The sequence below is a fragment of the Actinomadura gamaensis genome (assembly GCF_042652125.1).
Lineage (GTDB): Bacteria > Actinomycetota > Actinomycetes > Streptosporangiales > Streptosporangiaceae > Spirillospora > Spirillospora gamaensis.
On the sequence record NZ_JBHSIT010000002.1, the window covers coordinates 487,819 to 512,893 of the forward strand.

18 protein-coding genes and 3 riboswitches are annotated in these 25,075 nt (G+C 74.6%); of the genes, 13 read left to right on the forward strand and 5 right to left on the reverse strand.

The window, feature by feature from the left end; all coding sequences use genetic code 11:
* Positions 1 to 44 precede the first annotated feature (44 nt).
* A complete protein-coding gene (locus ACFPCY_RS08095; RefSeq protein WP_378253013.1) occupies positions 45 to 824 on the forward strand; it encodes an isocitrate lyase/PEP mutase family protein in 780 nt (259 codons plus the stop codon).
* A gap of 57 nt (positions 825 to 881) precedes the next feature.
* Here the strand turns inward: ACFPCY_RS08095 and ACFPCY_RS08100 are convergent, their stop codons facing one another.
* Together ACFPCY_RS08100 and ACFPCY_RS08105 are read right to left on the reverse strand one after the other, a co-directional pair.
* Positions 882 to 2,624: a M64 family metallopeptidase gene (locus ACFPCY_RS08100; RefSeq protein ID WP_378253014.1), complete on the reverse strand. Its 1,743-nt coding sequence runs from the start codon at positions 2,622 to 2,624 to the stop codon at positions 882 to 884.
* A 107-nt stretch (positions 2,625 to 2,731) separates the two neighbouring features.
* Complete coding sequence (locus ACFPCY_RS08105) at positions 2,732 to 3,661, reverse strand: LysR family transcriptional regulator (protein ID WP_378253015.1); 930 nt, start codon at positions 3,659 to 3,661, stop codon at positions 2,732 to 2,734.
* Positions 3,662 to 3,786: 125 nt separating this feature from the next.
* Here ACFPCY_RS08105 and ACFPCY_RS08110 point away from each other — a divergent pair, with 125 nt between their 5' ends.
* On the forward strand, positions 3,787 to 5,229 hold the full coding sequence (locus ACFPCY_RS08110; RefSeq protein WP_378253016.1) for a nitroreductase/quinone reductase family protein: 1,443 nt from the start codon (positions 3,787 to 3,789) through the stop codon (positions 5,227 to 5,229).
* A gap of 126 nt (positions 5,230 to 5,355) precedes the next feature.
* Here the strand turns inward: ACFPCY_RS08110 and thiC are convergent, their stop codons facing one another.
* Positions 5,356 to 7,107: a phosphomethylpyrimidine synthase ThiC gene (thiC, locus tag ACFPCY_RS08115; RefSeq protein WP_378253017.1), complete on the reverse strand. Its 1,752-nt coding sequence runs from the start codon at positions 7,105 to 7,107 to the stop codon at positions 5,356 to 5,358.
* Positions 7,103 to 7,216: riboswitch (TPP riboswitch) on the reverse strand. Its footprint overlaps the gene before it by 5 nt.
* A 233-nt stretch (positions 7,217 to 7,449) precedes the next feature.
* Here thiC and ACFPCY_RS08120 point away from each other — a divergent pair.
* Positions 7,450 to 8,178, forward strand: a complete 729-nt coding sequence (locus ACFPCY_RS08120) for a CDP-alcohol phosphatidyltransferase family protein (protein ID WP_378253018.1) — start codon at positions 7,450 to 7,452, stop codon at positions 8,176 to 8,178.
* A 44-nt stretch (positions 8,179 to 8,222) separates the two neighbouring features.
* Positions 8,223 to 10,721 (forward strand): sugar phosphate nucleotidyltransferase, encoded by a 2,499-nt coding sequence (locus ACFPCY_RS08125; protein ID WP_378253019.1) that lies wholly within the window; start codon positions 8,223 to 8,225, stop codon positions 10,719 to 10,721.
* Here the strand turns inward: ACFPCY_RS08125 and ACFPCY_RS08130 are convergent.
* A complete protein-coding gene (locus tag ACFPCY_RS08130) occupies positions 10,718 to 12,073 on the reverse strand; it encodes an aminotransferase-like domain-containing protein (RefSeq protein WP_378253020.1) in 1,356 nt (451 codons plus the stop codon). The genes ACFPCY_RS08125 and ACFPCY_RS08130 overlap by 4 nt on opposite strands.
* A gap of 81 nt (positions 12,074 to 12,154) precedes the next feature.
* Here ACFPCY_RS08130 and ACFPCY_RS08135 point away from each other — a divergent pair, with 81 nt between their 5' ends.
* The 8 genes from ACFPCY_RS08135 (at position 12,155) to ACFPCY_RS08170 (ending at position 18,646) form a co-directional block, all read left to right on the forward strand.
* Positions 12,155 to 12,799, forward strand: coding sequence for a LysE family translocator (locus tag ACFPCY_RS08135; protein WP_378253021.1), 645 nt, complete (start codon positions 12,155 to 12,157; stop codon positions 12,797 to 12,799).
* Positions 12,800 to 12,835: 36 nt separating this feature from the next.
* Positions 12,836 to 13,729 carry a DUF881 domain-containing protein gene (locus ACFPCY_RS08140; protein WP_378253022.1) on the forward strand — a complete coding sequence of 298 codons (894 nt, stop codon included), beginning with the start codon at positions 12,836 to 12,838 and terminating at the stop codon, positions 13,727 to 13,729.
* A 36-nt stretch (positions 13,730 to 13,765) separates the two neighbouring features.
* On the forward strand, positions 13,766 to 14,098 hold the full coding sequence (locus ACFPCY_RS08145) for a small basic family protein (protein ID WP_378253023.1): 333 nt from the start codon (positions 13,766 to 13,768) through the stop codon (positions 14,096 to 14,098).
* Entirely contained in the window at positions 14,095 to 14,922 is an 828-nt protein-coding gene (locus ACFPCY_RS08150; RefSeq protein WP_378253024.1) for a DUF881 domain-containing protein, read from the forward strand. The genes ACFPCY_RS08145 and ACFPCY_RS08150 overlap by 4 nt, the downstream gene beginning before the upstream one ends.
* A gap of 393 nt (positions 14,923 to 15,315) precedes the next feature.
* Positions 15,316 to 15,852 carry an FHA domain-containing protein gene (locus tag ACFPCY_RS08155; RefSeq protein WP_378253025.1) on the forward strand — a complete coding sequence of 179 codons (537 nt, stop codon included), beginning with the start codon at positions 15,316 to 15,318 and terminating at the stop codon, positions 15,850 to 15,852.
* A 128-nt stretch (positions 15,853 to 15,980) separates the two neighbouring features.
* The gene (gene ftsR / locus ACFPCY_RS08160; protein WP_378253026.1) at positions 15,981 to 16,904 is read left to right on the forward strand and encodes a transcriptional regulator FtsR; all 924 of its coding nucleotides are present in this window, start codon (positions 15,981 to 15,983) and stop codon (positions 16,902 to 16,904) included.
* Between the two features lie 181 nt (positions 16,905 to 17,085).
* On the forward strand, positions 17,086 to 17,556 hold the full coding sequence (locus tag ACFPCY_RS08165) for a bifunctional nuclease family protein (protein WP_026416580.1): 471 nt from the start codon (positions 17,086 to 17,088) through the stop codon (positions 17,554 to 17,556).
* Between the two features lie 487 nt (positions 17,557 to 18,043).
* Positions 18,044 to 18,646, forward strand: a complete 603-nt coding sequence (locus tag ACFPCY_RS08170; RefSeq protein WP_378253027.1) for a MerR family transcriptional regulator — start codon at positions 18,044 to 18,046, stop codon at positions 18,644 to 18,646.
* Between the two features lie 176 nt (positions 18,647 to 18,822).
* Here ACFPCY_RS08170 and ACFPCY_RS08175 read toward each other — a convergent pair whose 3' ends face one another.
* Positions 18,823 to 21,630: a flippase-like domain-containing protein gene (locus ACFPCY_RS08175; RefSeq protein ID WP_378253028.1), complete on the reverse strand. Its 2,808-nt coding sequence runs from the start codon at positions 21,628 to 21,630 to the stop codon at positions 18,823 to 18,825.
* Between the two features lie 245 nt (positions 21,631 to 21,875).
* Positions 21,876 to 21,971, forward strand: a riboswitch (glycine riboswitch).
* A riboswitch (glycine riboswitch) is annotated at positions 21,972 to 22,090 on the forward strand.
* Positions 22,091 to 22,157: 67 nt separating this feature from the next.
* Here ACFPCY_RS08175 and gcvP point away from each other — a divergent pair.
* A complete protein-coding gene (gene gcvP, locus ACFPCY_RS08180) occupies positions 22,158 to 25,034 on the forward strand; it encodes an aminomethyl-transferring glycine dehydrogenase (RefSeq protein ID WP_378253029.1) in 2,877 nt (958 codons plus the stop codon).
* The last annotated feature ends 41 nt before the right edge of the window (positions 25,035 to 25,075 follow it).

Consider the following 25,075-nt stretch of genomic DNA (forward strand, 5'->3'; position numbering starts at 1 on the left):
ACGTTCCGGCCCTACGGTCGGGGCGTGGACAGGGAGGGCCCGCGATGAACTTCCGCGAACTGCACTACGCCGACCGGCCGTTGCTGCTGCCGAACGCCTGGGACGTCGCGTCCGGCGCGGCGCTCGCCGAGGCGGGCTTCGCCGCCGTCGGAACGACCAGCCTGGGTGTCGCCGCAGCCGCGGGCGAGGACGACGCCGCCGGCGCGACCCGCGAGCAGACCGTCGGGCTGGCGCGCCGCCTGGCCGCGCTGCCGGTCCCCGTCACGGTCGACATCGAGGCGGGGTTCTCCGACCGTCCCGACGACGTGGCCGCGCTGGTCGCCGAACTGGCGTCCTTCGGCGTCGCCGGGATCAACATCGAGGACGGCCGCCGGAACGAAGCGCCGGCTCCGGTGAAAGCCCAGGCCGAACTGATCGAAGCGATCAAGGCCGCCGCCCCCGACGTCTTCGTCAACGCCCGCACCGACTGCTACTGGCTGGCGGACCGGGACGGGCCGCGGCTCCAAGAGACCCTGACGCGCCTGCACGCCTACGCCGGAGCGGGCGCGGACGGCGTGTTCGTCCCGGGCATCGCCGCCGACGCCGACATCTCCGCCGTCGTCGCCGAGATCCCGCTGCCCCTGAACGTCCTGCACCTTCCGGGCCGGACCGCTCCCGCGCGGCTCGCCGACCTGGGCGTCCGCCGGATCAGCTGCGGGTCGCTCCTCTACCGCACGGCCCTGCACGCCGCCGTGTCCACCGCGCTGGAGCTGGCCGGACGCCCGGACGACCGCCCCGTCCCGTCGTACGCCGACGTCGTCCGCCTGACGCCCCCTACCGCCTGACGCGGCGGCGGGCCGCGGCGGTGCGTGCATCGCCGCGGCCCGTCTCGGTCCGGGAGGTCAGCGCAGTGTCATGGTGAAGCTGCGCGGCTTGCTGTAGTTCCCGGCGGCGTCGATGGCGCGGTACTCGATCGTGTGCCGGCCGGCGGACAGCTTGCCGTAGATCAGATCGTCGATGTCGGTCCCCGTCTTGGTGAACAGGAACGGGCTGTTCGAGTCGGTCGGCCAGCCGTAGTAGTTGTACCAACCGTCGCCGTCCACCCGGAACTCCGCGACGACGTATCCGGGCCGGTCGTCGGTGGGGGAGAGCTTGAGGCTGAGCCGGTCCCCGGCGGGCGGCTGCTGGGTCTGCGCGGTCACGGTCGGCGCGGTCGCGTCGACCGTCCACGTCCTGGTGGACGTCCCGACCGTCGCGGTCACCCGGTGCGTCCCCGGACGGAGCGGCGGCAGCCGAAGGTCACGGTCGGCATGGACGCGCCGTCCGTCCAGGCGCCACTCGATGCGCGGCGCGGACTTCGCCGGGTGCGTCGTCTCGGCCGCGATGACGCTGCGCGCCCCCACCGGACGGTCGGTCGGCGTCGTCGTGGTGAACGCGGGCGCCGTGGCGTCGGGCGGGGTGCGCAGGGACGTGTCGACCGTCCAAGCGCGGGTCTGCGCGAACGACGCGCGGATCGCGGGGTCGCGGATGAAGTCCGTCGGGTCGTCCACCCGGACGCCGACCTTGTGCGTGCCGCGCCGCAGGTGGAGCCTGCGCAGGTCCAGGTCGTGGCCGCCGCGCACGGGACGGCCGTCCACGGTCCAGGCCACGCGCAGGGCGTGGTCCACGGGGTGCAGCGTCTCCAGCGACAGCACCCGGTCCGCGCCGACGGTCCCCTCGGGCGTGCCGCCCTGGATGAGGTCGACCTTCTTGGAGATCGCCTGCGTCATGCGCTCGCGGCTGACCTGGTCGTAGTAGTAGCCGAGCGTCTTCATGATCGAGTGCCGGCTCGGCCGCCAGATGCCCTTGCTGTAGTACATGCCGCCCTCGTAGCGGCCGATCGTCCCGCCGGCCTCGCTGGGCTCGCCCAGCCAGCGCCACCACTTCTTGTGCTGCTGCCGCATCTGCGCCTCGGTGAGCAGCGTGTGGTGGATCGAGTCGGGCTCGCCGCCGGTGTAGGTGCCGCCGGGAACGCCCCGGTAGTAGTAGTCGTACTCGTCCTCCAGCCCGCCGACCGAGTGGCCGAGCTCGTGCGGGGAGATGAGCGCGGACATGGCGTTGCCGCCCGAGGCGGTCGCGTAGGTGCCGCCCGCGCCGCCGTAGGTGTCGCTGTTGGCCAGCGCGAGGATCTGCCGGTTCGCCGCCGGGACGTCCTTCACCAGCCCGGCGTACTGGTTCGCGGCGTCGTCGTTCATGACGAGCAGGCGCTGGATGCCGTCCGTGCGGCAGCCGCTCCAGAACGCCATCCCGAGCGGCGTGTCGCGCTTGGCGTCCGACACGCCGGGATCGCAGCTGACGCCGGAGACCTTGGACGGTATTTCCACCCGGTACACGTTGATGTAGCTGCGGTACGACTTGTACGGCTCGATGCTCCAAAGCACGTTCAGGTGCTTGTCGACGTTCGCCCGGAACTTCGGCATGTCGGCGGGCGTGTAGCCGTCGCCGAGCACCACGAGGTTGAACCGCTCGGCGGGGTCGCCGGTGACCTGGACGGGCACCACCGCGGCGGCCGGTTCGCCGGCGCGGGCGGGGACCGCGGCCAGGGCCGTGACCAGGGACAGGGGGGTGATGGCCGCCGTGACGACGGCGGCCGCGCGGATGAGCATGGCTGACCTCCTGCGCCGATCATGGTGGAGGCGGCCGGGCCCGGCCCATCCCAGAGGGCGATAACCGCCGGGTTATGGCGGCCGGCGCGGACGGACCGGCCGGGACGTCAGGAGCGGGCGAGCCAGGACGCCAGCACCGGATCGTCGGCGACCGCCGCCGCGTGCGCCTCGGCGGCGAGGGCGGCCAGCTCGCCCGCGCGGGCGGCGACGGGCGTGCCGTGCCGCCAGGCCAGCAGGTGCCGCAGCCACAGCGCGGGCCCGGTCAGCGGCCGGACGACCACGCCGGGCCCGGTCCGCAGCAGCGCCTGGCAGGGCGCGACGGCGCGGCCCTCGGCGACCAGCGCGCGGATCATGTCGTGCTCGGTCATCATGTGCCGGACGCGCGGGGTGAACCCGGCCTCCTGGCAGGCGGTGTAGAAGTACTCCGGCCAGCCGGCGCCGTCGGGCGGGGTGACCAGCCAGTCCTCCCCGGCGAGCTCGGCGAGCGGCACCTCGGCGAGCCCGGCGAGCCGGTGCCCGGCGGGCAGCGCGACCGACACCGGCTCGGTCGCGACCGTCCGCGTCCCGACCGCCGGGACGGGCGGCAGCTCGTGGCCGGGGTAGTCGACCAGGATCGCGACGTCCAGCCGGCGCGAGGCCAGCAGGTCGAGCAGCAGCCGCGGCGAGTACTCGGTGCGCACGGTGATGGACGCGCCGGGCGTCTCGAACAGCCGGTGGACGAGCCCGGCCAGCACCGGCGTGGCGTAGCCGCCGATCCGCAGCGTGGGGTCGACCGGCTCGCTGTCCGGACCGGTGAGCAGCTCGTCCACGGTGACCAGCGCCGACCGCGCCCGGGTGAGGACGAACAGCCCGAACGGCGTGGGGCTCACCCCGAGCCGTCCGCGCCGGAACACCTGCCCGCCGAGCGCGGCCTCGATCCGGTGCAGCTGCCCGGTCAGCGCGGGCTGCGAGACGCCGAGCGTCCCGGCCGCCCGGCTGAGGCTGCCGGCGTCGGCGATCGCGCACAGCGTCCGCAGATGGCGTAGCTCAAGCTGCACGATCGCCCCGCCTTCCTCTCATGCCCCCCGAAACTACCGGTAGCGGACGGGACGAACGCCCCTACCGGCGGCCCCGGCCGCGCGGGACCGTGGGCGCGGGACCAGGTCCGCAGAGGGAGCCGAACATGAGCACGCCACGACGCATGTCCTTGCAGAACCACGTCCTCAACCCGGTGGTGGGGCGGGTGCTCCGCTCGCCGCTGCACCGCCTGCTGAGCGGCGGCGTCGCCCTGATCACCGTCACCGGCCGACGGACCGGCCGGTCCTACACGCTGCCGGTCATGTACGCGCGGGGCGAGGACGGCCTTCACGTGCTCGTCGGGCGGCACGCCCGCAAGACGTGGTGGCACAACGTCCGCACGCCCGCGCCCGTCCGGCTGCTCATCGGCCGGCAGGAGGTGGAGGGAACGGCCGAGTTGCTGGACGGCCCGCAAGCGGTCGCCGCACGGCGGAACTACCTCGCCCGCTTCCCGCAGGCCGCGCGGGAGGTCGGTGAGGACACGCCCGTGATCCGGATCAGGCCGCGCCCCGAGCCGCGCTCCGACGCGCCGCCGTACCAGCACGTCGTCGTTTCCCGTTTCGGCGGGCCGGAGGTCCTGGAGCTCGCCGAGGCGCCGCGTCCGGAGCCGGGACCGGGCGAGGCGCGGATCAAGGTCGTCGCGGCCGGGGTGAGCTTCACCGACGTCCTGATGCGCGAGGGCGCCTACCCGGGCGGCCCCCGGCCGCCCTTCACCCCGGGATACGACGTCGTCGGGACCGTGGACGCGCTGGGTCCGGAGACCGGCGGCGCGGTGCCGGGCGACCTCGTCGCCGCGCTCACGGTGCACGGCGGCTACGCCGAGTACGTGTGCGTTCCCGTCAGCGGGCTCGTGCCGGTTCCGGCGGGGGTGGACCCGGCGGAGGCGGTCTGCCTGCCGCTGACCTACGTCACCGCCTACCAGCTGCTGCGCCGGGTCGCCCGCGTCCGGCCGGGAGAGCGGGTGCTGGTCCACGGCGCGGCCGGGGCGGTCGGCATCGCGCTGCTCCAGCTGGGCCGCGCCGCCGGGCTCGAGATGTACGGGACGGCGACCGCCGACCAGGCCGGCCTGGTCGCCGAGCTGGAGGCCACGCCGATCGACTACCGGGCCGGGGACGTCGTCGCGCGCGTCCGCAGCGCGACCGGAGGCGGCGTCGACGCCGTCCTGGACGGCATCGGCGGAGCGGTCGCCCTGCGCTCCTACCGCGCCCTGCGGCGCGGCGGACGCCTCGTCCTCTTCGGGCATTACGCCGCGCTCCGGGACGGACGCCGCGATTTGCGCCGCACCGCCGGGTTCTACGCGGCCGGGGCGGCCGTGCTCGCCGCCTCGCTGCTGCCCGGCGGCCGGCGCGTCCGGACCTACCGGATCGCGCGGCTGCGGGACCGCCGCCCCGACCTGTACCGGCACGACCTGGAGCACCTCTTCGCGCTGCTGGTCCAGGGCCGGATCTCCCCGCGCGTCGCCGCGCGCCTCCCGCTGAAGGAGGCGCGCGGCGCGCACGAGCGCATCGGCCGCGAGGCGGTGACCGGCCGGCAGGTCCTCATGCCGTGACCGGGCGGCCAGGTCCTCATGCCGTGACCGGGCGGGCAGGTCCTCGAGCCTTGACCTGGCCGCCCGGTCCGGGGAGCGTGACCCGTCCGCGCCGTCCGCGCCGTCCGGCTCAGGGCCGGTGCCCGGTCAGGAGTCGGACGGCGCGACCGGCAGGTAGATGCGGTTGCCGGATGCCTGGAACTCGGCGGCCTTCTCCTCCATCCCCGCCGCGAGCGCGCGCGAGGCGTCCAGCTCGCGGTCCTCGGCGTAGCGCCGCACGTCCTGGGTGATCTTCATCGAGCAGAAGTGCGGCCCGCACATCGAGCAGAAGTGCGCGGTCTTGGCGGGCGCGGCCGGGAGCGTCTCGTCGTGGAACGAGCGGGCCGTGTCCGGGTCCAGGGAGAGGTTGAACTGGTCCTCCCAGCGGAACTCGAACCGGGCGTCCGACAGGGCGTCGTCCCACGCCTGCGCGCCGGGGTGGCCCTTGGCGAGGTCGGCGGCGTGCGCGGCGATCTTGTAGGCGATCACGCCCGCCTTCACGTCGTCCCGGTCGGGCAGGCCGAGGTGCTCCTTCGGCGTGACGTAGCAGAGCATCGCGGTGCCGTACCAGCCGATCATCGCCGCGCCGATCGCGGAGGTGATGTGGTCGTAGCCGGGCGCGATGTCGGTGGTGAGCGGGCCGAGCGTGTAGAACGGGGCCTCGTCGCACCACTCCTGCTGGCGCTCGACGTTCTCCTTGATCTTGTGCATCGGGATGTGGCCCGGGCCCTCGTTCATGACCTGGTTGCCGAACTCGGCCGCGATCTTCGTCAGCTCGCCCTGCGTGCGCAGCTCGGCGAACTGGGCCTCGTCGTTGGCGTCGTGGATCGAGCCGGGGCGCAGGCCGTCGCCGAGCGACCAGGTGACGTCGTAGGCGGCGAAGATCTCGCACAGCTCCCGGAAGTGCGTGTAGAGGAAGTTCTCCTTGTGGTGGGCCAGGCACCACGCCGCCATGATCGACCCGCCGCGGGAGACGATCCCGGTCTTGCGGCGGGCCGTCAGCGGGACGTGGGACAGCAGCACGCCCGCGTGCACCGTCATGTAGTCCACGCCCTGCTCGGCCTGCTCGATCACGGTGTCCCGGAAGATCTCGAACGTGAGGTCCGCCGGGTTCCCGCCGACCTTCTCGACCGCCTGGTACAGCGGGACGGTCCCGACCGGCACCGGCGAGTTGCGCAGGATCCACTCGCGGGTGGTGTGGATGTCCCGCCCGGTGGACAGGTCCATGATCGTGTCGGCGCCCCAGCGGGTCGCCCAGGTCATCTTCTCCACCTCGTCCTCGATGGACGAGGCGACCGCCGAGTTCCCGATGTTGGCGTTCACCTTCACCAGGAAGTTCCTGCCGATCACCATCGGCTCGATCTCGGGATGGTTGACGTTGGCGGGCAGCACGGCCCGGCCCGCCGCCAGCTCCGCCCGGACGAACTCCGGCTCGACGCCCTCGCGCAGCGCCGCGAACTCCATCTCCGGCGTGATCTCCCCGCGCCGCGCGGAGGCGCGCTGCGTCACGCCGCCCCCCTTCCCGCCGGACCGGGCGCGGCGCGGCGGGCGGGACGGGAAGTCCGCCGCCTCCCGCAGCGGATCGCCGGACCGGCGGCCGTCGTCCTCCGGCCGGACGGTCCGTCCCTCGTACTCCTCGGTGTCGCCCCGCTCGGCGATCCAGGCGGCGCGCAGCGCGGGAAGCCCCCGCCGCACGTCGGTCTCGAACGCCGGGTCGGTGTACGGGCCGGAGGTGTCGTACAGCACCACCCGGTCCCCGGTGGTCAGGGCCACCTCCCGCATCGGCACCCGCAGGTCCGGACGGGATCCCTGCAGGTAGGTCTTGTGGGCGTGCGTGACTGCGGACGTGTTGTCGCTCATGACGACTCGATCTCTCCCTACGCCGGCATTACCCGGTCAGGTTCCAGCGGTCGGCGGCCGTCCCAGCCGCGATCTCAGCCCGGTTCGCCGGGCCCCCGCGATCTGTCTCGGGCCGACCGTAACCCGGCCCACCCCCGTTGCCGCAACCCCGGTCCACGGTGTACTGACGGAACAGTGACGTCGCCGATGGGATGATCTCCGTCACCCCGGCGGCGTCCGCGCAGGCCGCGCCGCCCGCCTGCGGCGTCCCCGCGGGCGCCCGGCGGCCGGACGCCCGCGGGGGCTTTCGCATCCTTACCGATAGGGTCAGGATCATTGGGGGACAGGGAGGCGAGCACGTCGGTGGATGCTGAGACCGGAACGGGACCGGTGACCGGCCGGATCTGGACGGTGCCGAACCTGCTGAGCTTCGCGCGGCTGCTGGGCGTGCCCCTGTTCCTGTGGCTGGTGCTGTCCGGCCGGGACTGGTGGGCGCTCGGCGTGCTGGTGTTCGCCGGCCTGTCGGACTGGCTCGACGGCAAGCTGGCCCGCGCCCTGAACCAGACGAGCCGGCTCGGCACGGTGCTCGACCCGGCCGCCGACCGGCTCTACATCCTCGCGACGCTCGTCGGGCTGACCGCCCGGGACGTGATCCCGCTGTGGCTGGTGATCGTGCTGGTCGCCCGCGAGGTCGCGATCACCCCGATCGTCCCGATCATGCGGCGCCTCGGGTACGGCGGCACCCTGCCCGTCCACTTCGTCGGCAAGGCGGGCACGATGTGCCTGCTGTACGCCTTCCCGCTGCTGCTCGTCGGCGACCACCACGGCTGGTGGGCCACCGGCGCCCGCGTCGCCGGCTGGGCCTTCGCGATCTGGGGCGTCGCCCTCTACTGGTGGGCCGCCGCCCTCTACTGGACCCAGACGGTCCAGCTCGTCCGGGCGGACCGCGCCACCCACCCCGCCACCCCGCCGGAGACCCCGTCCGTCCGGGCGCCGGCCCCGGACCGGGCCCCGGCCTCGGACCGGGCCCCGGACCCGGCCACCGACCACGACCCGGCCGGCGACCAGAAGGGAGCCGAGACCCACCGGTGACCTCGACCCCCGGATGCCGTCGGTTCTACCCCTGAGGAGAACAGATGAAGGCCGTCGTGATGGCGGGCGGCGAGGGGACGCGGCTGCGTCCGATGACCGCCAACCAGCCCAAGCCCCTGCTGCCGCTCGTGAACCGGCCGATCATGGAGCACGTGCTGCGGCTGCTGAAGCGGCACGGGTTCGACGAGACCGTGGTGACGGTGCAGTTCCTCGCCGCGCTGATCCGCAACTACTTCGGGGACGGCGAGGAGCTCGGGATGAGCCTCAGCTACGCCACCGAGGAGGTGCCGCTCGGCACCGCGGGCAGCGTGAAGAACGCCGCCGAGGCGCTGCGCGACGACCGGTTCCTGGTGATATCCGGGGACGCGCTGACCGACATCGACCTGACCGACATGGTGCGCTTCCACGAGGAGAACGGCGCGCTGGTCACCATCGGGCTCAAGCGGGTGCCGAACCCGCTGGAGTTCGGGATCATCATCGTGGACGAGCGGGGCCGCATCCAGCGCTTCCTGGAGAAGCCGACCTGGGGCCAGGTGTTCTCCGACACCGTCAACACCGGCATCTACGTGATGGAGCCCGAGGTCCTGGACCGCGTCGCGGCGGGCGAGTCGGTCGACTGGTCCAGTGACGTGTTCCCCAAGCTCCTCGCCGAGGGCGCGCCGCTGTTCGGCTACGTCGCCGACTGCTACTGGGAGGACGTCGGCACGCACGAGTCCTACCTGAAGGCGCAGGCCGACATGCTGTCGGGCCTGGTGGACATGCCCGTCGGCGGGTTCGAGGTGTCGCCGGGCGTGTGGGTCGCGGAGGGCGCCGAGGTGGACGCCGAGGCCGTCCTCAAGGGGCCGCTGTACATCGGCGACTACGCCAAGGTCGAGGCCGGGGTGGAGCTGCGCGAGTTCACCGTCCTCGGCAGCAACGTGGTCGTGAAGGAGGGCGCGTTCCTGCACCGGGCCGTCGTGCACGACAACGTGTTCGTCGGGCCGTCCACGAACCTGCGCGGCTGCGTGGTCGGGAAGAACACCGACATCATGGCGGGCGCGCGCGTCGAGGAGGGCGCGGTCGTCGGCGACGAGTGCGTCATCGAGGCCGAGGCGTACCTGTCCAGCGAGGTCAAGGTCTACCCGTTCAAGACCATCGAGGCCGGGGCGGTCGTCAACACCAGCGTGATCTGGGAGTCGCGCGGGCAGCGCAACCTGTTCGGGCCGCGCGGGGTGTCCGGCCTGGTCAACGTCGAGATCACGCCGGAGCTGGCGGTCCGGCTGGCCAGCGCGTACGCGACCACGCTGAAGAAGGGCACCACGGTCGTCACCGGCCGGGACGCCTCCCGCGCCGCCCGCACCCTGAAGCGCGCGGTGATCAGCGCGCTGACCGCGTCCGCGATCGACGTGCAGGACCTGGAGGCGTGCGCGCTGCCGATGGCGCGGTTCGAGACCGCCCGCGAGGACTGCGGCGGCGGCATCTACATCCGCACCACGGCGGGCGACCCGCAGGGCGTGGACATCCTGTTCCTGGACGAGGGCGGCGCGAACCTCTCCCAGGCCGCCCAGCGCAAGCTGGACCGCGTGTTCGGGCGGCAGGAGTTCCGGCGCGCGTTCCCCGGCGAGATCGCCGAGCTGAGCTATCCGGCGCGGGTCGTGGAGACCTACACCCGCGACCTGCTGCGCCGGGTGGACATGGGCGGCGTCCGCGAGGCCGGGCTGAAGCTCGTGCTGGACTGCGCGGGCGGCACCGCGTCGCTCGCGCTGCCGACCCTGCTCGGCAAGGTCGGCGTGGACGTGCTGACCCGCAACGCGAAGCTCGACGAGGCGAACCCGACCGAGACGGTCGCCGAGCGGATGCGCGACCTCCAGCGGCTGGGCGAGCTGGTGTCGTCCTCGCGGGCCGCGTTCGGCGCCCGGTTCGACCCGGTCGGCGAGCGCATCTCGCTGGTGGACGAGAACGGCGAGCTGATCAGCGACGACCGGGCGCTGCTGGTGATGCTCGACCTGGTCGCCGCCGAGCGCCGCACCGGCCGGGTCGCGCTGCCGGTCACCACGACGCGGGTCGCCGAGCAGGTCTGCCGGTACCACGGCGTCCAGGTGCAGTGGGTGTCCACCTCGCAGGACGAGCTGACCCGCGCCGCCGCCGAACCCGACGTCATCTTCGCCGCGGACGGCCGGGGCGGCTTCCTGATGCCCGAGTTCTCCACGACCGTGGACGGGATCGCGGCGTTCGTCCGGCTCGTGGGACTGGTCGCGCGGACCCGGCTGACGCTCTCGCAGATCGACCGCCGCATCCCCGAGGCGCACCTGCTGCGCCGCTCGGTGCCGACGCCGTGGGCGGCCAAGGGCAGTGTGATGCGGACGGTCGTGGAGGCGGCCGGCGGGCGCGCCCTCGACACCACCGACGGCGTCCGGGTGGTCGAGGACGACGGCCGCTGGGTGCTGGTGCTGCCCGACACGTCCGAGGCCGTCACCCACCTGTGGGCCGAGGGCCCGGACGCCGACGCCGCCCAGGAGCTTCTGGAGGAGTGGGCCGCCGTCGTCGAACGCGCCGGCTCCTAGCCCCCGCGGTCGTCGGGGGCGGCCGGATCGCCGGGGCCGCGGCGGGCCAGGCCGGCGAGGACGTCCAAGGCGCGGGCGAGTTCGGCGGGCGGCGGAGAGGCCAGCCCGAGCCGGACGGCCGCGGGCGTCGCGTCGGGCGCGGTGGCGAACGCCGCGCCCGGCGTGACCGTGATGCCGAGCCCGGCCGCCGCGCCCGCGAACGCCTCGGCGCGCCACGGCCCCGGCAGTTCCCACCAGCAGAAGAAGCTGCGCGGGGCGGCCGAGACGGTGAAGCCCCGGAGGCGGTCGAGGGCGAGGGCGCGGCGGTCGGCGGCGTCCCGGCGCTTGGCCTCGCTGAGGGCGGCGACGGTGCCGTCCGCGAGCCAGCCCGTCGCGGCCTCCAGCGCGTAGCCGGTGGGAAGCCACCCGCCTCCGCGCAGCGCCGTCGCCACGCGCTCCCTCAGCGGCGCCGGGACCGCCAGCAACCCGATCGTGAGGCCGGGGGAGAGGCGCTTGGACAGGCTGTCCACGACGATCGTCCGGTCCGGGAGGAGGTCGGCCAGCGGCGGCTCGTCGGCCAGGAACGCCCAGATCCGGTCCTCGACCACGGGAAGGCCCAGGGCCGTGACGGCCCCGGCGAGCGCTGAGCGCCGTTCTGGCGGGATGATCACCCCGGTCGGGTTGTGGAGGGCCGGCTGGAGGTACAGGGCGCTGAGAGGCGCACGGCGGTGCGCCTCGGCGAGCGCGTCCGGACGCGGGCCGTGCTCGTCGGCCGCGATCGGGACGGCCGCGACCCCGATCCGCGCGAGCAGCCCCTTGACGACGGGATAGGTGAACGGCTCGACGCCGAGCCGCCCGCCCGGAGGGACCAGCGCCGCGACCGCCCCCGCGATGGCCTGGCGGCCGTTCGCGGCGAACAGCACGCCTTCGGGGTCGCCGGTTGCGAGCAGCGCGGCGCCCTCCCGGCGCGCCGCGGCCGTCCCGCGCGGCCCGACCGGCCGCAGCGCGGCGGCCAGGACGTCCGGACGGCACAACCGTGCCAGCCCGGCCGCGAGCCGCTCGGTCTGGCCGTCCGCCTCCGGATACGTCAGCTCCAGGTCGACCGGCGCGCCGGACGGCTCCAGCAGCGCCGGACCCGCGCCGGACGGCGGCCCCGACCGCACGAACGTGCCCCGGCCGACCTCCCCGGCGACCAGGCCGCGCAGCGCCAGCTCCCGGTAGACGCGCGCGGCCGTGGACGCCGCGATGCCGTGCTCGCGGGCGAACCGGCGCTGCGGCGGCAGCCGGTCGCCGGGCCGCAGCCGCCCGGACGCGATCCGCGCCGCGACCGTGTCCGCCACCCGCCGGAAGTCGTCCACCGCGTTCCCCCACATTGCACCGAGTTCAATCCCGAGTATTGCACCGAGATCATCGCGTTTCCTAGGGTTGGCGCAGTCTTCCCGAAAAGAGGTGCGATGGTCTCCCTGACCGCCGTCGCGGGCATCGCCGTCGTGGCGTTCGGCATGGTCCTGCTGCCCGGCCCGAACATGATGTACCTGGTCTCCCGGACCATCACCCAGGGCCGCCGCGCCGGCTACGTCTCCCTCGGCGGCGTCGCCGCCGGGTTCGCCGTCTACGCGCTCGCCGCGACCGCCGGCCTCACCGCCGTCTTCGAGGTCGTCCCGGTGCTCTACACGGTGATCAAGCTCGCCGGGGTCGGCTACCTGCTCTGGCTCGCCTGGCAGGCCGTCCGGCCCGGCGGGACGACCCCGTTTGCGCCGCGCGAGCTGCCCGTCGACTCGCCGCGCAGGCTGTTCACCATGGGCCTGGTCACCAACCTGCTCAACCCCAAGATCGCGATCCTGTACGTGTCGATCCTTCCGCAGTTCGCCGACCCGGCGCGCGGCCACCTTTGGGCTCAGACGCTCGCGCTCGCCGCCGTCCAGATCGCCGTCGCGCTCGCCGTGAACGGGATCTGGGTGCTCTGCGCGGGCGCGGTGTCGTCGTTCCTGACCAGCAGGCCCGCCTGGCAGCGCGTCCAGCGCTACCTGATGGGCTCGGTGCTCGCCGGGGCGGCCGTCATGCTCGGCCTCGAACGCACCCGCAGCGCCGTCGCCTGACCGCGCCGATTTGGCGGGCCTTGCCATGATGGGGCCGTGAGCGGGCGGGACGAGCGCGACCAGCGGGGCACGGCCGGTCCACCGGGACGGTGGCGGCGCCCCGACGCGTCCATGTCCCTGCTCGCCGACCTCTTCGAGGGCAGGCTCGCCGACCCCGGCTACGCCGAGGCCGCAGCCCGCCGCCGCGCCGCCGGGAACGCTCCCGCGCCGCGCCGCCTCCGGGCGCTCGTCGCGCTGTCGCTGCTGCTGGTCGGCGTGCTGCTCGCCGTCGCGGGCGCGCAGGTGCGGCGCGGCGAGCCCGTCGCGGCCCGGCAGCGCGCCCGGCTGGTGGACGAGATCCACACCCGCACCGCCGAGACGGACGGCCTCGCCCGCCGCCTGGACCGGCTGCGCGGCGAGACCGCGCGGCTCCGCGCCGCCGCGCTCGCCCGCAGCGCCGCCGGACGCCGCGCCGACCGCGACCTCGCCGCCGCCGAGACCGCCGCGGCGGCCCGTCCCGCCGCCGGACCGGCCCTGGTCGTCACCCTGGACGACGCGCACCGCGCGGGCGGCGGCGGCGCGGGCGACGAGGACGGCCGGGTCTATGATCAGGATCTTCAGATCCTGGTCAACGGGCTCTGGGCGGCCGGCGCCACCGCCGTCGCGATCAACGGGCTGCGGCTGACCCCCACCAGCGCCATCCGGACGGCGGGCGAGGCCGTCCTGGTGGACTACCGTCCGCTGACCGGCCCGTACGCGGTCACCGCGCTCGGCGACCCCGGCCGCCTGCGCGCCGCGTTCACCGGCTCGGCGGCCGACCAGCGCCTCGCGGCCCTGCGGGACCGGTACGGCCTGCGGTACGGGGTGGCGGCCGCGGGCTCGGTCCGGCTGCCCGCCGCCGCGCCGTCCGCGCCGCGCTACGCCCGGCCGGCGGGGGAGAAGAGGAAATGACAGTGGTGAAGGTGACGCGGTGGTGAAGGTGGTGCGGTGGTCGCGCTGATCGGGCTGGTCGCCGGGGTCGCGCTCGGCCTGTTCTTCCAGCCGGACGTGCCGCTGTGGCTCCAGCCCTACCTTCCGATCGCCATCGTCGCGGCCCTGGACGCGATGTTCGGCGGTGTCCGCGCCCGGCTGGAGGGCGTGTTCGACGAGAAGACGTTCGTGGTCTCCTTCGTCGGCAACACGATCATCGCGGCGCTCATCGTCTTCCTCGGCGACCAGCTCGGCGTCGGCTCCCAGCTGTCCACCGGCGTGGTCGTCGTCCTCGGCGTCCGGATCTTCTCCAACGCCGCCGCCATCCGCCGGAAGCTCTTCGGCGCATGACCGGGCCGGAGAAGTCCCCCGAGACGCCCCCGTCCCCCGGCCCGGCCGCCGAGGAGGCGGTGGAGGCCGCGGGCGGCGGGAAGGCGGCGGAGTCCGCAGGCGGCGGGAAGGCGGGGGCGCCCGCGGGCGGCGGAGAGGCGGAGCGCGGGCCGTTGCGGCTGCTCGCCGACATGCTGCGGCCGCGGCTCACGCGCGGGCAGGTCGCGGGCGCGCTGCTCTGCCTGGTGCTCGGGTTCGCCGTCGTCACGCAGGTGCGGGCCAACGGCCGCGACACCAAGTTCGCCACCGCCCGCCAGGACGAGCTGGTCGGCATCCTGTCCGACCTCACGCAGCGTTCCGAGCGGCTGCGCGCCGACCTGCGCGACCTGGAGAACACCAAGGCGGGCCTGGAACGCGACGCGCGCGGCCAGACCGCCCTGGAGGAGGCGCGCCGCCGCGCCGAGGACTACGGGCTGCTCGCCGGGACCGTCCCCGCGGAGGGGCCCGGCGTGGAGATCACCGTGACCGACCCGCGCCGCGCCGTCCGGGCCGCCGACCTCCTGGACGCCCTGGAGGAGCTGCGCGACGCCGGGGCCGAGGTCGTCCAGGTCGGGGACGTGCGCGCCGGGGTGGACACCTACTTCGTCGACCGGCCCGAGGGCGTCCTCGCCGACGGCCGGTTCCTGCCCCCGCCCTACCGGATCCTGGCGATCGGCGACCCGCACACCATGGCGACCGCGCTCGGCATCCCGGGCGGCGTCGTGCGAACGCTCCGTGGTCTCGGAGCGGGGGTGACGGTCACCCCGCGTGCGCGAATGACCGTCAGCGCGGTACGGTCGGGGTAGGGGATCACGGGGGAACGGACCGCGAACGCGCGGCCGCGCCGCCCTGCGCGCACGTCCCCGCGGGGCGGAACCGGCCCGCCGCCGGTCACCGGAAGGTGACGGGAGGGTGTCCGGCAGCCGTCCGCGCGGCGGCGTAGACCTGCGATCATTGTCGAAGGTAGCGTGGAGGCGACCGGCTGACCGTTCCGGTTGACCCCTCGGGCCTCACCCGCGTAAGTTGCGGCGACCGTCGCGATGGCGGGTGGTCGGGCCGGTGCGCCGAGCACCGGGCGCGAGCACCCGGGGTCGGGACGGTCACCCGGGCGCGGGTTGGACGAAGGATGCGCGGGGCGCGGGCGGCAGCCGGACGGGGGCCGCGGGCGCCGCGCCGGAGGTAGGAGGCCGAGCCGATCGATGCCGAGCGTCTACTGCACGCAGTGCGGTCACGCCAACCCGGATGATGCCCGCTTCTGCTCGAACTGCGGCACTCCGCTGACCCGGAGCGGCCAGCAGCCCCCGCCTCCCCGGGAGTCCCCGGGCGAGTCGACCTCGACGATCTCCATCGGCGGGTTCGAGGCGCTCGACTCCGACGGCGCCGAACCGGGGCCGCCCGCCGCGTCCCAGGTCGCGGTGGAGGCGCTGCCTCCCGGCACCGCGCTGCTGGTCGTCGAGCGCGGACCCAACGCCGGCAGCCGCTTCCTGCTCGACAAGGACCGCACCTCCGCCGGTCGCCACCCGGAGAGCGACATCTTCCTCGACGACATCACCGTGTCCCGCCAGCACGCCGAGTTCGCCCGGCACGGCGGTGGTTTCTCGGTGCGCGACGTGGGCAGCCTGAACGGCACCTATGTCAACAGGCAGCGGATCGACCAGGCCGGCCTGTCCGGCGGCGACGAGGTGCAGATCGGCAAGTTCCGGCTGGTGTTCCTGACCAACCCGCAGCACGGCTGAGCGCTCCGGCGCGGACGGCGGTCCGCGCCGGGACGCCGGGGGAGCCGGCGCGTCCCGCCCGGACGGCGGGCGGCGCGCGGCGCGGGTACGGGCAACGGCAGGCGGGAGGCGGCGACGATGGGAGGGCGATGAGCGCGCAGGCCGCCCGGGCCCTGATGACGATCGGGGACGTTCTCGGGCTGCTCCGGGCCGAGTTCCCGGACATCACGATCTCCAAGATCCGCTTCCTGGAGGCGGAGGGGCTGGTCGAACCGCAGCGCAGCCCGTCGGGTTACCGCAAGTTCGGTGACGCCGACGTGGCGCGGCTGCGGTTCGTGCTGACCGCCCAGCGCGACCACTACCTCCCGCTGCGGGTCATCCGGCAGCACCTGGAGGCGCTGGACCGCGGCGAGTCGCCACCGCCCCTGGGCACCCGCCACCCGGCGGCCCCGGAGCCGCGCGCGGGCGACGCGTCCGACGGACGGCCCTCTCCGGACGGCCGCGCCGTCACCGGACGCCCCCAGGACGGCCGCTCCGCGGACGCCCGGCACGCGGACGCCCGCGCCAACGACGGCCGGTCCCTGGACGGACGATTCCTGGACGGGCGGTCGCCGGACGGGCGGTCCGCCGAAGGGCGCGCCGCGGACGGTGCGCGCCGTCCCCGCACGCTGGTCGCGGCCGACGCGGGCGCGGGGTCCGCCGCCGAGGTCCGGCTCACCCGCCGCCAGCTGATCGACGGGGCGTCGATCACCGAGGCGCTGCTGGCCCAGCTGGAGGAGTACGGGCTCGTCCGCCGGTCCGGGACGCACTACGACGGCGACGCGCTGGCCGTCGCGCGGGCCGCCGCCGCGCTCGGCGCGTTCGGGTTCGAGGCCCGCAACCTGCGCGCGGTCAAGGCCGCGGCCGACCGCCAGGTCGGGCTGATCGAGCAACTCGTCGCGCCGCAACTGCGCCGGCGCAGCCCCGGCGCGCACGAGGAGGCCGCCGCCACGGCGCGCCAGATCGCCGAGCTGTCGATCCGGCTGCACGCCGCCCTGGTGTCGGCCGGTGTGCGGGAGAGCCTGGATCCGTGACCACGGCCGCGCCCCGGGGGAACGCCGTCCGATACGGGCGGCGAGCCGGGTGTGGCGTGATTTGCCCGCCCGTCGCCCGGCCACGTCGGCGCGGGCCGGGTGTACGTTGGCTACAGGGGTCGGCGGGCAGCCGGTCCGGACGAGACCAGACCGAGGCCGCGAGGACCAGCAGGGAGCCGCAGTGAAGCAGATGGAGGTCGTCGGCGTCCGGGTCGAGATGCCCTCCAATCAGCCGATCGTCCTGTTGAAGGAGACCGAGGGCGATCGGTACCTGCCCATCTGGATCGGGGCGGTCGAAGCGACCGCGATCGCCTTCGCCCAGCAGGGGGTGCTGCCGGCGCGCCCGCTCACCCACGACCTGTTCCGGGACGTCCTGGACGCGCTGAGCGTGCAGCTGCGGACGGTGAACATCACCGCCCTGCGCGACGGGATCTTCTTCGCCGACCTCGTCTTCTCCAACGGGGTCGAGGTCAGCGCCCGCCCGTCGGACTCGATCGCGCTCGCGCTGCGCACCGGCGCGACGATCTTCGCCGCCGAGGACATCCTCGAGGAGGCGGGTGTCGCGATCCCGGACGAGCAGGAGGACGAGGTCGAGAAGTTCCGCGAGTTCCTCGACACGATCACCCCCGAGGACTTCGGCCGCGCCGGCTGACCGCCCCACGGCCCGCCGCCGCCCGCCCGTCGAGGCGCCCGCCCCCTGCGCCGTCCGGTCACTGCGCCGTCCGGTATTCGAGCTTTGCGGCGCGGGGCCGCGGGTTTTGACACGCCCGTCCGCTCGCGTTCTCCGGAGAAATCTTCGGCGTGGCGCGCGGCGGGCACGGAACGTGACGAAAGTGATCATCGGGGCGGGGACGAAACGGTCACGCCGGGTGACGTGCGAGGTCATGCGGCTGCCCGGATGTTCTCGCACCGGCCGGACCTGCCCGTTTCCGCACCGGGGGGACGTGGGTAGGAGTGCGGTGAGAGCGGAGGTGCGCAGTTTGCCCACGTGAAGCCGGTTCATCCGGGTAGGCGACGCGCCGACGACGAACGTTGACCACACCCTGACCGGCACCTACCGTGCTGGTGGAACACCCGTGGTGTCATTCGTCAAACCCCCTTGACGAAACCCCGCGGGCTGACAGAAGCCGGAGGTCCGCGTGGCGGTGAGCAGCGGCGAGGGCAAGGCGACCCCTGACAGGCGCGTGGCGTCCCAGCGCGCCGGAGAGCAGGGCCTGCTCTTCGAGACCAGGGTCTCGGCCCCGCCGGAGGACGTCGGCTACCGGGGCCCCACGGCGTGCGCCGCCGCGGGGATCACCTACCGTCAGCTCGACTACTGGGCGCGCACCGGCCTGGTCACTCCGAGCGTGCGCGCGGCGCAGGGCTCGGGCAGCCAGCGGCTGTACGGGTTCCGCGACATCCTGGTGCTGAAGGTCGTCAAACGCCTCCTCGACACCGGGGTCTCGCTCCAGCAGATCCGCACGGCGGTGACCCACCTGCGCGACCGCGGCGTCGAGGACCTCGCCCAGATCACCCTCATGAGCGACGGTGTGAGCGTCTACGAGTGCACCTCGGCCGACGAGGTCGTCGACCTGCTCCAGGGCGGGCAGGGCGTCTTCGGCATCGCGCTCGGCCGGGTGTGGCAGGAGGTGGAGGGCAGCCTGGCGGAGCTGCCCGCCGAACGCGCGGACACCGGCGAGGACGACGACGCGCACCCCCACGACGAACTCGCCCACCGCCGCCGCGCCCGCCGCACCGGCTGACCCCCGATCGTCCTTCCCGGGCCGCCCCGGCGCCCGACGTCCGACCCCCGAGCGGTCACCCCCGACCCCCTCTCGCAGACTTCGCAGGACCTCTCAGGGCCTCTCGCAGCCCTTGGTCGCAGTTGCCCTTCGCAGTTGCCCCTCGCAGGCTTCGCGGACGCCGTGAGGGGCGCCGCTCAGATCGCCTCCTTGCGCTGGAGGTAGGCGAAGGCCGCCCAGCCGGGCAGCACCGGCAGCCAGAACGTCAGCAGGCGGAACAGCAGCACCGCCGAGGTCGCGGTCTCGGCGGGCAGCCCGGAGATCGTAAGCGCCAGCGTCAGCGCCCCCTCGACCGCGCCCAGGCCGCCGGGCGTCGGCGCGGCCGAGCCGAGCGCGTTGCCGGTCAGGAACACCACGACCACGGCCGTCCAGGGCAGGTCGCCGCCGAACGCGCGGATGGAGGCGTCCAGGCAGACCACGAACCCGGCGGTCAGCAGCAGCGTGCCGCCGAGGCTCGTGGCGAGCTTGCGCGGCGACTGGAGGACGTCGACCAGCCGCGGCAGCACCCCCGAGAACATCGACCGCAGCCGCGCGGTCACGAACCGCCGCACGCGCGGGATGGCGAGGGCCACCGCGACCGGGATCGCGAGCATCAGCAGCACGATGACGATCGTCCGGGACGGCGCGAGGTCGCGGGTGGCGGTCTGCGTGGAGCCGGAGATGAACCCGAAGACCACCAGCATCAGGATGTGGACGACCATGCCCATCAGCTGGGACGCGCCGACGCTGGCCACCGCCGGGCCCGAGCGGATCCCGGCCTTCTGCAGGTAGCGCGTGTTGAGCGCGACGCCGGTGACGGCGGCGGGCGCGACGAGCTTCACGAAGGACGCGGCGACCTGCACCAGGATCGTCCGCCACAGCCGCAGCCGCTCCGGGACGAACCCGATGAGCATCAGCGCCGCCGCGACGTAGGTGACCGCGGAGGCGAGCGCGCCGAGCGCCGCCCACCAGACGTTCGCCCGCTCGCCGATCTGGTCCAGGTTCACGCTGGTGAGCTGCGGGATGACGATGTAGGCGGCGAACGTCAGCGCGACGATGCTGACGATGGTCCGGGGACGGAAGCGCTCCAGCCGGACGGGTTCGGTCTCGGCCTCGGGCTCCAGCTTCAGGATCTGCTCGCGGATGCGGGTGAGCAGGTGCTTGTCGTGCCGGAGCGCGGTGCGGGTGGCCCGGGTCAGCGCGACCCGCTGGAGGAGCGGGACGGCGGCGGCGAGCGCGCCCTCGCCCAGCACGGGCGCGGCGGTCGCGACGGCCCGCTCCGCGCCGACCCGCAGCGCGAGGGTCGTGAGGAGCTGGGCACGGTCCAGGCGCAGCGCCAGGTCGCCCGCGGCGATCTCGCCTACGCCCAAGTCCACGATGTGCGCGAGGCGCCCTTCGGGACCGTCCTGCCCGGCCTCGGGCGCGGTCTCAGGTCCGTGACCCGCCTCGCCGTCCGCGCCGCCGTCCCGGCCGCCGTCCCGGCCACCGTCCGCGCCGCCGTCCGCGCCGCCGTCCGCGCTGCCGTCCGCGTCGGCGCCGTTCGCGCCACCGCCGTTCGTGCCGCCGCCCGCCGTGAGGTCGGCGCTCACGCCCGAGCGACCGCCCGCCCCGGCCTCGGCGTCCGCGCCGCCGGCCGGTCCGGCCGGTCCGGCCGGTCCGGACGGTTCGGAGATGCTGACGAGGATCGCGTGGCCCTCCAGGAGGCGGTGCGCGAGCCGGGCGGCCTGGAGGCGGGCGAACTGGTGCCAGACGTCGGTGAGGAGCGCGTCGTCGATCTCCTCGTCGGTCAGCTCGTCGAGCCGCCGTCCGGGGACGTGCTCGTAGGCGAGCAGCGCCGCCTCGGTGCCGACCTCGCAGGCGCCGGTGAGGCGCGGGGTGCGGACGTCCGCCGCGGACGCCGCGTAGGCCATCAGCGACTCCTGCTCCAGGGCGCGGCGCAGGGAGCGCAGCGGGCGGCGGCCGCTGCCCGCGCGCAGCCGCACCAGCCGCCACAGCCGGTACACGAGCCCGGCCGTCTGCTGGTCGCGGTCGAGCACGTTCACCTGGAGCTGCCAGCGACCGCGGGGGAGCGGGCGGCCCGCGCCGTCGCGCGGCGCGCCGTCCGGGCCGGGGGCGATCTCCACCGCGTACCGGCGCGGCTCGTCGGCGGCCGTGACGAGCCGCCGGGCGCCGACCGGACGCAGCCCGAGCCGGGTGAGCGCCGCCACCACCGCCGTGCCGGGCGGGCGCGGGTTCGGCGTGCCGACCGCGTACAGCGTGCCGTGGCCGATCGCCTCGCCGAGGAAGTAGGTGGCCGCGAGCGCCGACACCGAGGCGTAGGACGCGGTGAGGCCGGTGAGCGCGGCCAGGACGATCATGGTCCAGGCGGTGAGCTGCCAGCGGGAGCGTCCGGCCATCCCGACCGCCGCGACGAACGCGATCACCGGCGCGATGTCGGTGTGCACCACGGCGGTGCCGGAGCTGCCCCAGATCAGCGCGTCCAGCAGGCCGCTCGGCGCGGCGGGGACGACCCAGTCGTCCACCGCCACGGTCAGCCCGAAGGTGATCATCGCGGCGAGCACCGCGATCGCCACCCGCGACCCGTCCCGGTGGAACAGCCGTTCGACCGCGAACGCGACCGGGACGGCCAGCACCCCGAAGCTGGACGCCAGCGTCGCCAGCGACAGCAGCCACCGCGGCGCGTGCGCGGTGCCCTCGACGATGTCGGTCTGGAGGCCGTGCGTGGTCTGCTGGGCGATGGTCACCAGCAGCATGACGGCGGCGAGGCCGGCGACCGAGGTGAGGAAGCGGATCGCGTCGCCGGACCGGCGGATCCGGCCGGGCCACGGCGGTTCCTCGACCGGGATCGCCGGTGCCGCGGCGGGCTCCGGGTCACCGGGGACGGCGGGACGCGGCGCGGTCGCGGCCGGGACGTGCCCGGCCTGGGCACGGCCGGTCCGCGCCGCGCCGTCCTGGGTCCGCGTCACGCCGCACCGCCGTTCCGTCGTCGCCCCGCGCCCCCGCGGTTTCCGGGTCCCCTGACCGTGAGCTGCGAATATCGTACTTTCTCCGGCGGCCGCGGCGGGGGAGGGGTCGCTTCCGCCACGCCGGGCGGCCCCGCGGGCCGGCCGGGCGGGCCGCCGCGCGCCGCCGGGGCTCCGGGCCGGTGACGGTGGGACCGCCGCGTTCGATCGTGCCCGGTGTTGGATAGAGTTCCCAAAGGAAACGCCGCTGACCCTGTGCGGGAGAGATTCCACGCCGCCAGCGTGGGACGCCGAAGGGGCAACCCTCCCCGGAACCTCTCAGGCAAAAGGACCGCTCAGACGAGGCACCTCTGGAAAGCAGGCGCGCGCGTCCCCGGAAACGGAGGCGGGCCGCCTCACCGAAGGGGAAATCCCGCGCGCCCGCGCGGGGGAAGCTCTCAGGTGCCACGACAGAGGGGGAGACCGTGTCACCGGCCGACGGCCGGGGACGCCCTGAGCGACCGCTTTCGCAGCCCAGGAGGCTCTCCCCAATGACCGCCCAGTACTTCGCTCCCGTGGCCTCGCCACAGACCCCGCGGTCGGCGTTCGCCGACCGGCACATCGGCCCGGCCGGCGACGAGCGGTCCCGGATGCTCGCGGCGATCGGCTACTCCGGCGCCGACGCCCTGATCGACGAGGCGGTCCCGGCGGGGATCCGCACGTCCCGCCCGCTGGCGCTGCCGCCCGCGCTGTCGGAGCCCGCGGCGCTGGCCCGGCTGCGCGAGCTGGCGGACAAGAACACCGTGCTGACGTCCATGATCGGGCTGGGCTACCACGGCACCCACACGCCGGGCGTGATCCTGCGCAACGTGCTGGAGAACCCGGGCTGGTACACCGCCTACACGCCGTACCAGCCGGAGATCTCGCAGGGCCGGCTCGAGGCGCTGCTCAACTTCCAGACCGTGGTCGGCGACCTGACCGGGCTGCCGGTCGCGAACGCCTCCATGCTGGACGAGGGCACCGCCGCCGCCGAGGCGATGGCGCTGGCGCACCGGGTGGGCCGGCGCAAGGAGCCGGGCGCGTTCCTCGTGGACGCCGACGCGCTGCCGCAGACGATCGAGGTGATCCGCACCCGGGCCGTCCCGCTGGGGATCGAGGTCGTCACCGCCGACCTGTCGGGCGGGCTGCCCGAGGGCGACTTCTTCGGCGTGCTGGTGCAGTACCCGGGCGCGTCCGGGGCCGTCCGCGACCTGACGCCGCTGGTGGACGCCGCGCACGCCCGCGACATGCAGGCCGTCGTCGCCGCCGACCTGCTCGCGCTGACCCTGCTGCGCCCGCCGGGGGAGAGCGGCGCGGACATCGTGGTCGGCTCGGCGCAGCGGTTCGGCGTCCCGTTCGGCTTCGGCGGCCCGCACGCGGGGTACATGGCCGTCCGCGAGGGCATCCAGCGGCAGCTTCCGGGCCGCCTGGTCGGCGTGTCGGTGGACGTCGACGGCAGGCCCGCCTACCGGCTGGCGCTCCAGACCCGCGAGCAGCACATCCGGCGCGAGAAGGCCACCAGCAACATCTGCACCGCGCAGGTGCTCCTCGCGGTGATGGCGAGCATGTACGCGGTCTACCACGGCCCGGAGGGGCTCGCCGCGATCGCGCAGCGCGCGCACGGGCACGCGGTGCGGCTGGCGGCCGGGCTGCGCGCGGGCGGCGTCGAGGTCGTCCACGAGCACTTCTTCGACACCGTGTTCGCGCGCGTGCCGGGCCGCGCCGCCGAGGTCGTCGCGGCCGCGCGGGCGCAGGGCGTGAACCTGCGGCTCGCCGACGCCGACCACGTCGGGATCGCCTGCGACGAGACCACCACCGGCGAGCACGTCGCGGCGGTGTGGCGCGCGTTCGGCGTCGAGGGCGTCGAGGGCGTTCCGGCCGGGGACGCGCTGGAGTTCGTCCGCCGCGAGAGCCCGTACCTGACGCACCCGGTGTTCCACGCGCACCGCTCCGAGACCGCGATGCTGCGCTACCTGCGCCGCCTCCAGGACAAGGACATCGCGCTCGACCGGTCCATGATCCCGCTCGGCTCCTGCACGATGAAGCTGAACGCGACGACCGAGATGGAGCCGATTACCTGGCCGGAGTTCGCGAACATCCACCCGTTCGCGCCGATCGACCAGGCCGCCGGATACGTGGAGCTGATCGGAGAGCTGGAGGGCTGGCTGGCCGAGATCACCGGGTACGCCCGGGTGTCGGTGCAGCCGAACGCCGGTTCGCAGGGCGAGCTGGCCGGGCTGCTGGCGATCCGCGGCTACCACGCCTCGCGCGGCGAGGCCCACCGGAACGTCTGCCTGATCCCGTCCTCGGCGCACGGCACCAACGCCGCGTCCGCGGTGATGGCCGGGATGAAGGTCGTGGTCGTCAAGTGCGACGACGGCGGCAACATCGACGTGGACGACCTGCACGCCAAGATCGACAAGCACGGCGACGCGCTCGCCGCGATCATGGTGACCTACCCGTCCACGCACGGCGTCTTCGAGGAGACGATCACCGATGTCTGCAAGGCCGTGCACGACGCGGGCGGCCAGGTCTACGTGGACGGCGCGAACCTGAACGCGCTGGTCGGCCTGGCCCGGCCCGGCGAGTTCGGCTCGGACGTGTCGCACCTGAACCTGCACAAGACCTTCTGCATCCCGCACGGCGGCGGCGGTCCGGGCGTCGGTCCGGTCGGCGTCCGCGAGCACCTGGCGCCGTTCTTGCCGTCCCACCCGCTGCGCGCCGAGGCCGGGCCGCAGGAGACGGGCGTCGGGCCGATCTCGGCGGCGCCGTGGGGTTCGGCGGGCATCCTGCCGATCTCCTGGGCCTACATCGCCATGATGGGCCCGGACGGCCTGCGCGCGGCGACCGAGGGCGCGATCATCGCCGCGAACTACCTGGCGGCCAAGCTCGCCCCGCACTTCCCGATCCTCTACACCGGCCGGGACGGCCTGGTCGCGCACGAGTGCATCGCCGACCTCCGCAAGATCACCAAGGAGACCGGGATCACCGCCGAGGACGTCGCCAAGCGGCTGATCGACTACGGCTTCCACGCGCCGACGCTGGCGTTCCCGGTCGCCGGGACGCTGATGATCGAGCCGACCGAGAGCGAGGACCTCGCCGAGCTCGACCGGTTCGTGGACGCGATGGTCGAGATCCGCCGCGAGATCCAGGCCGTCGCGGACGGCACGCTCGACGCGGAGGACAACCCGCTGAAGAACGCGCCGCACACCGCCGACTGCCTCGTCACCGAGGACTGGAAGCACGCCTACCCGCGCGAGCGGGCCGCCTACCCGCTGCCGTCGCTGCGCGAGGGCAAGTACTGGCCGCCCGTCCGCCGCATCGACCAGGCGTACGGCGACCGGAACCTGGTCTGCTCCTGCCCGCCGCCGGAGGCGTTCGAGGACTGACCCGCCCGGCACGCGAGGGGCCCGTCCCGGGACGCTCCGGG

Coding starts and splice junctions, on each gene's coding strand:
- gcvP (WP_378253029.1), top strand. CDS start 22,158: ATGACCGCCCAGTACTTCGCTCCCGTGGCCTCGCCACAGACCCCGCGG.
- ACFPCY_RS08095 (WP_378253013.1), top strand. CDS start 45: ATGAACTTCCGCGAACTGCACTACGCCGACCGGCCGTTGCTGCTGCCG.
- ACFPCY_RS08125 (WP_378253019.1), top strand. CDS start 8,223: ATGAAGGCCGTCGTGATGGCGGGCGGCGAGGGGACGCGGCTGCGTCCG.
- ftsR (WP_378253026.1), top strand. CDS start 15,981: ATGAGCGCGCAGGCCGCCCGGGCCCTGATGACGATCGGGGACGTTCTC.
- ACFPCY_RS08150 (WP_378253024.1), top strand. CDS start 14,095: ATGACCGGGCCGGAGAAGTCCCCCGAGACGCCCCCGTCCCCCGGCCCG.
- ACFPCY_RS08110 (WP_378253016.1), top strand. CDS start 3,787: ATGAGCACGCCACGACGCATGTCCTTGCAGAACCACGTCCTCAACCCG.
- ACFPCY_RS08135 (WP_378253021.1), top strand. CDS start 12,155: ATGGTCTCCCTGACCGCCGTCGCGGGCATCGCCGTCGTGGCGTTCGGC.
- ACFPCY_RS08130 (WP_378253020.1), bottom strand. CDS start 12,073: ATGTGGGGGAACGCGGTGGACGACTTCCGGCGGGTGGCGGACACGGTC.
- ACFPCY_RS08155 (WP_378253025.1), top strand. CDS start 15,316: ATGCCGAGCGTCTACTGCACGCAGTGCGGTCACGCCAACCCGGATGAT.
- thiC (WP_378253017.1), bottom strand. CDS start 7,107: ATGAGCGACAACACGTCCGCAGTCACGCACGCCCACAAGACCTACCTG.
- ACFPCY_RS08100 (WP_378253014.1), bottom strand. CDS start 2,624: ATGCTCATCCGCGCGGCCGCCGTCGTCACGGCGGCCATCACCCCCCTG.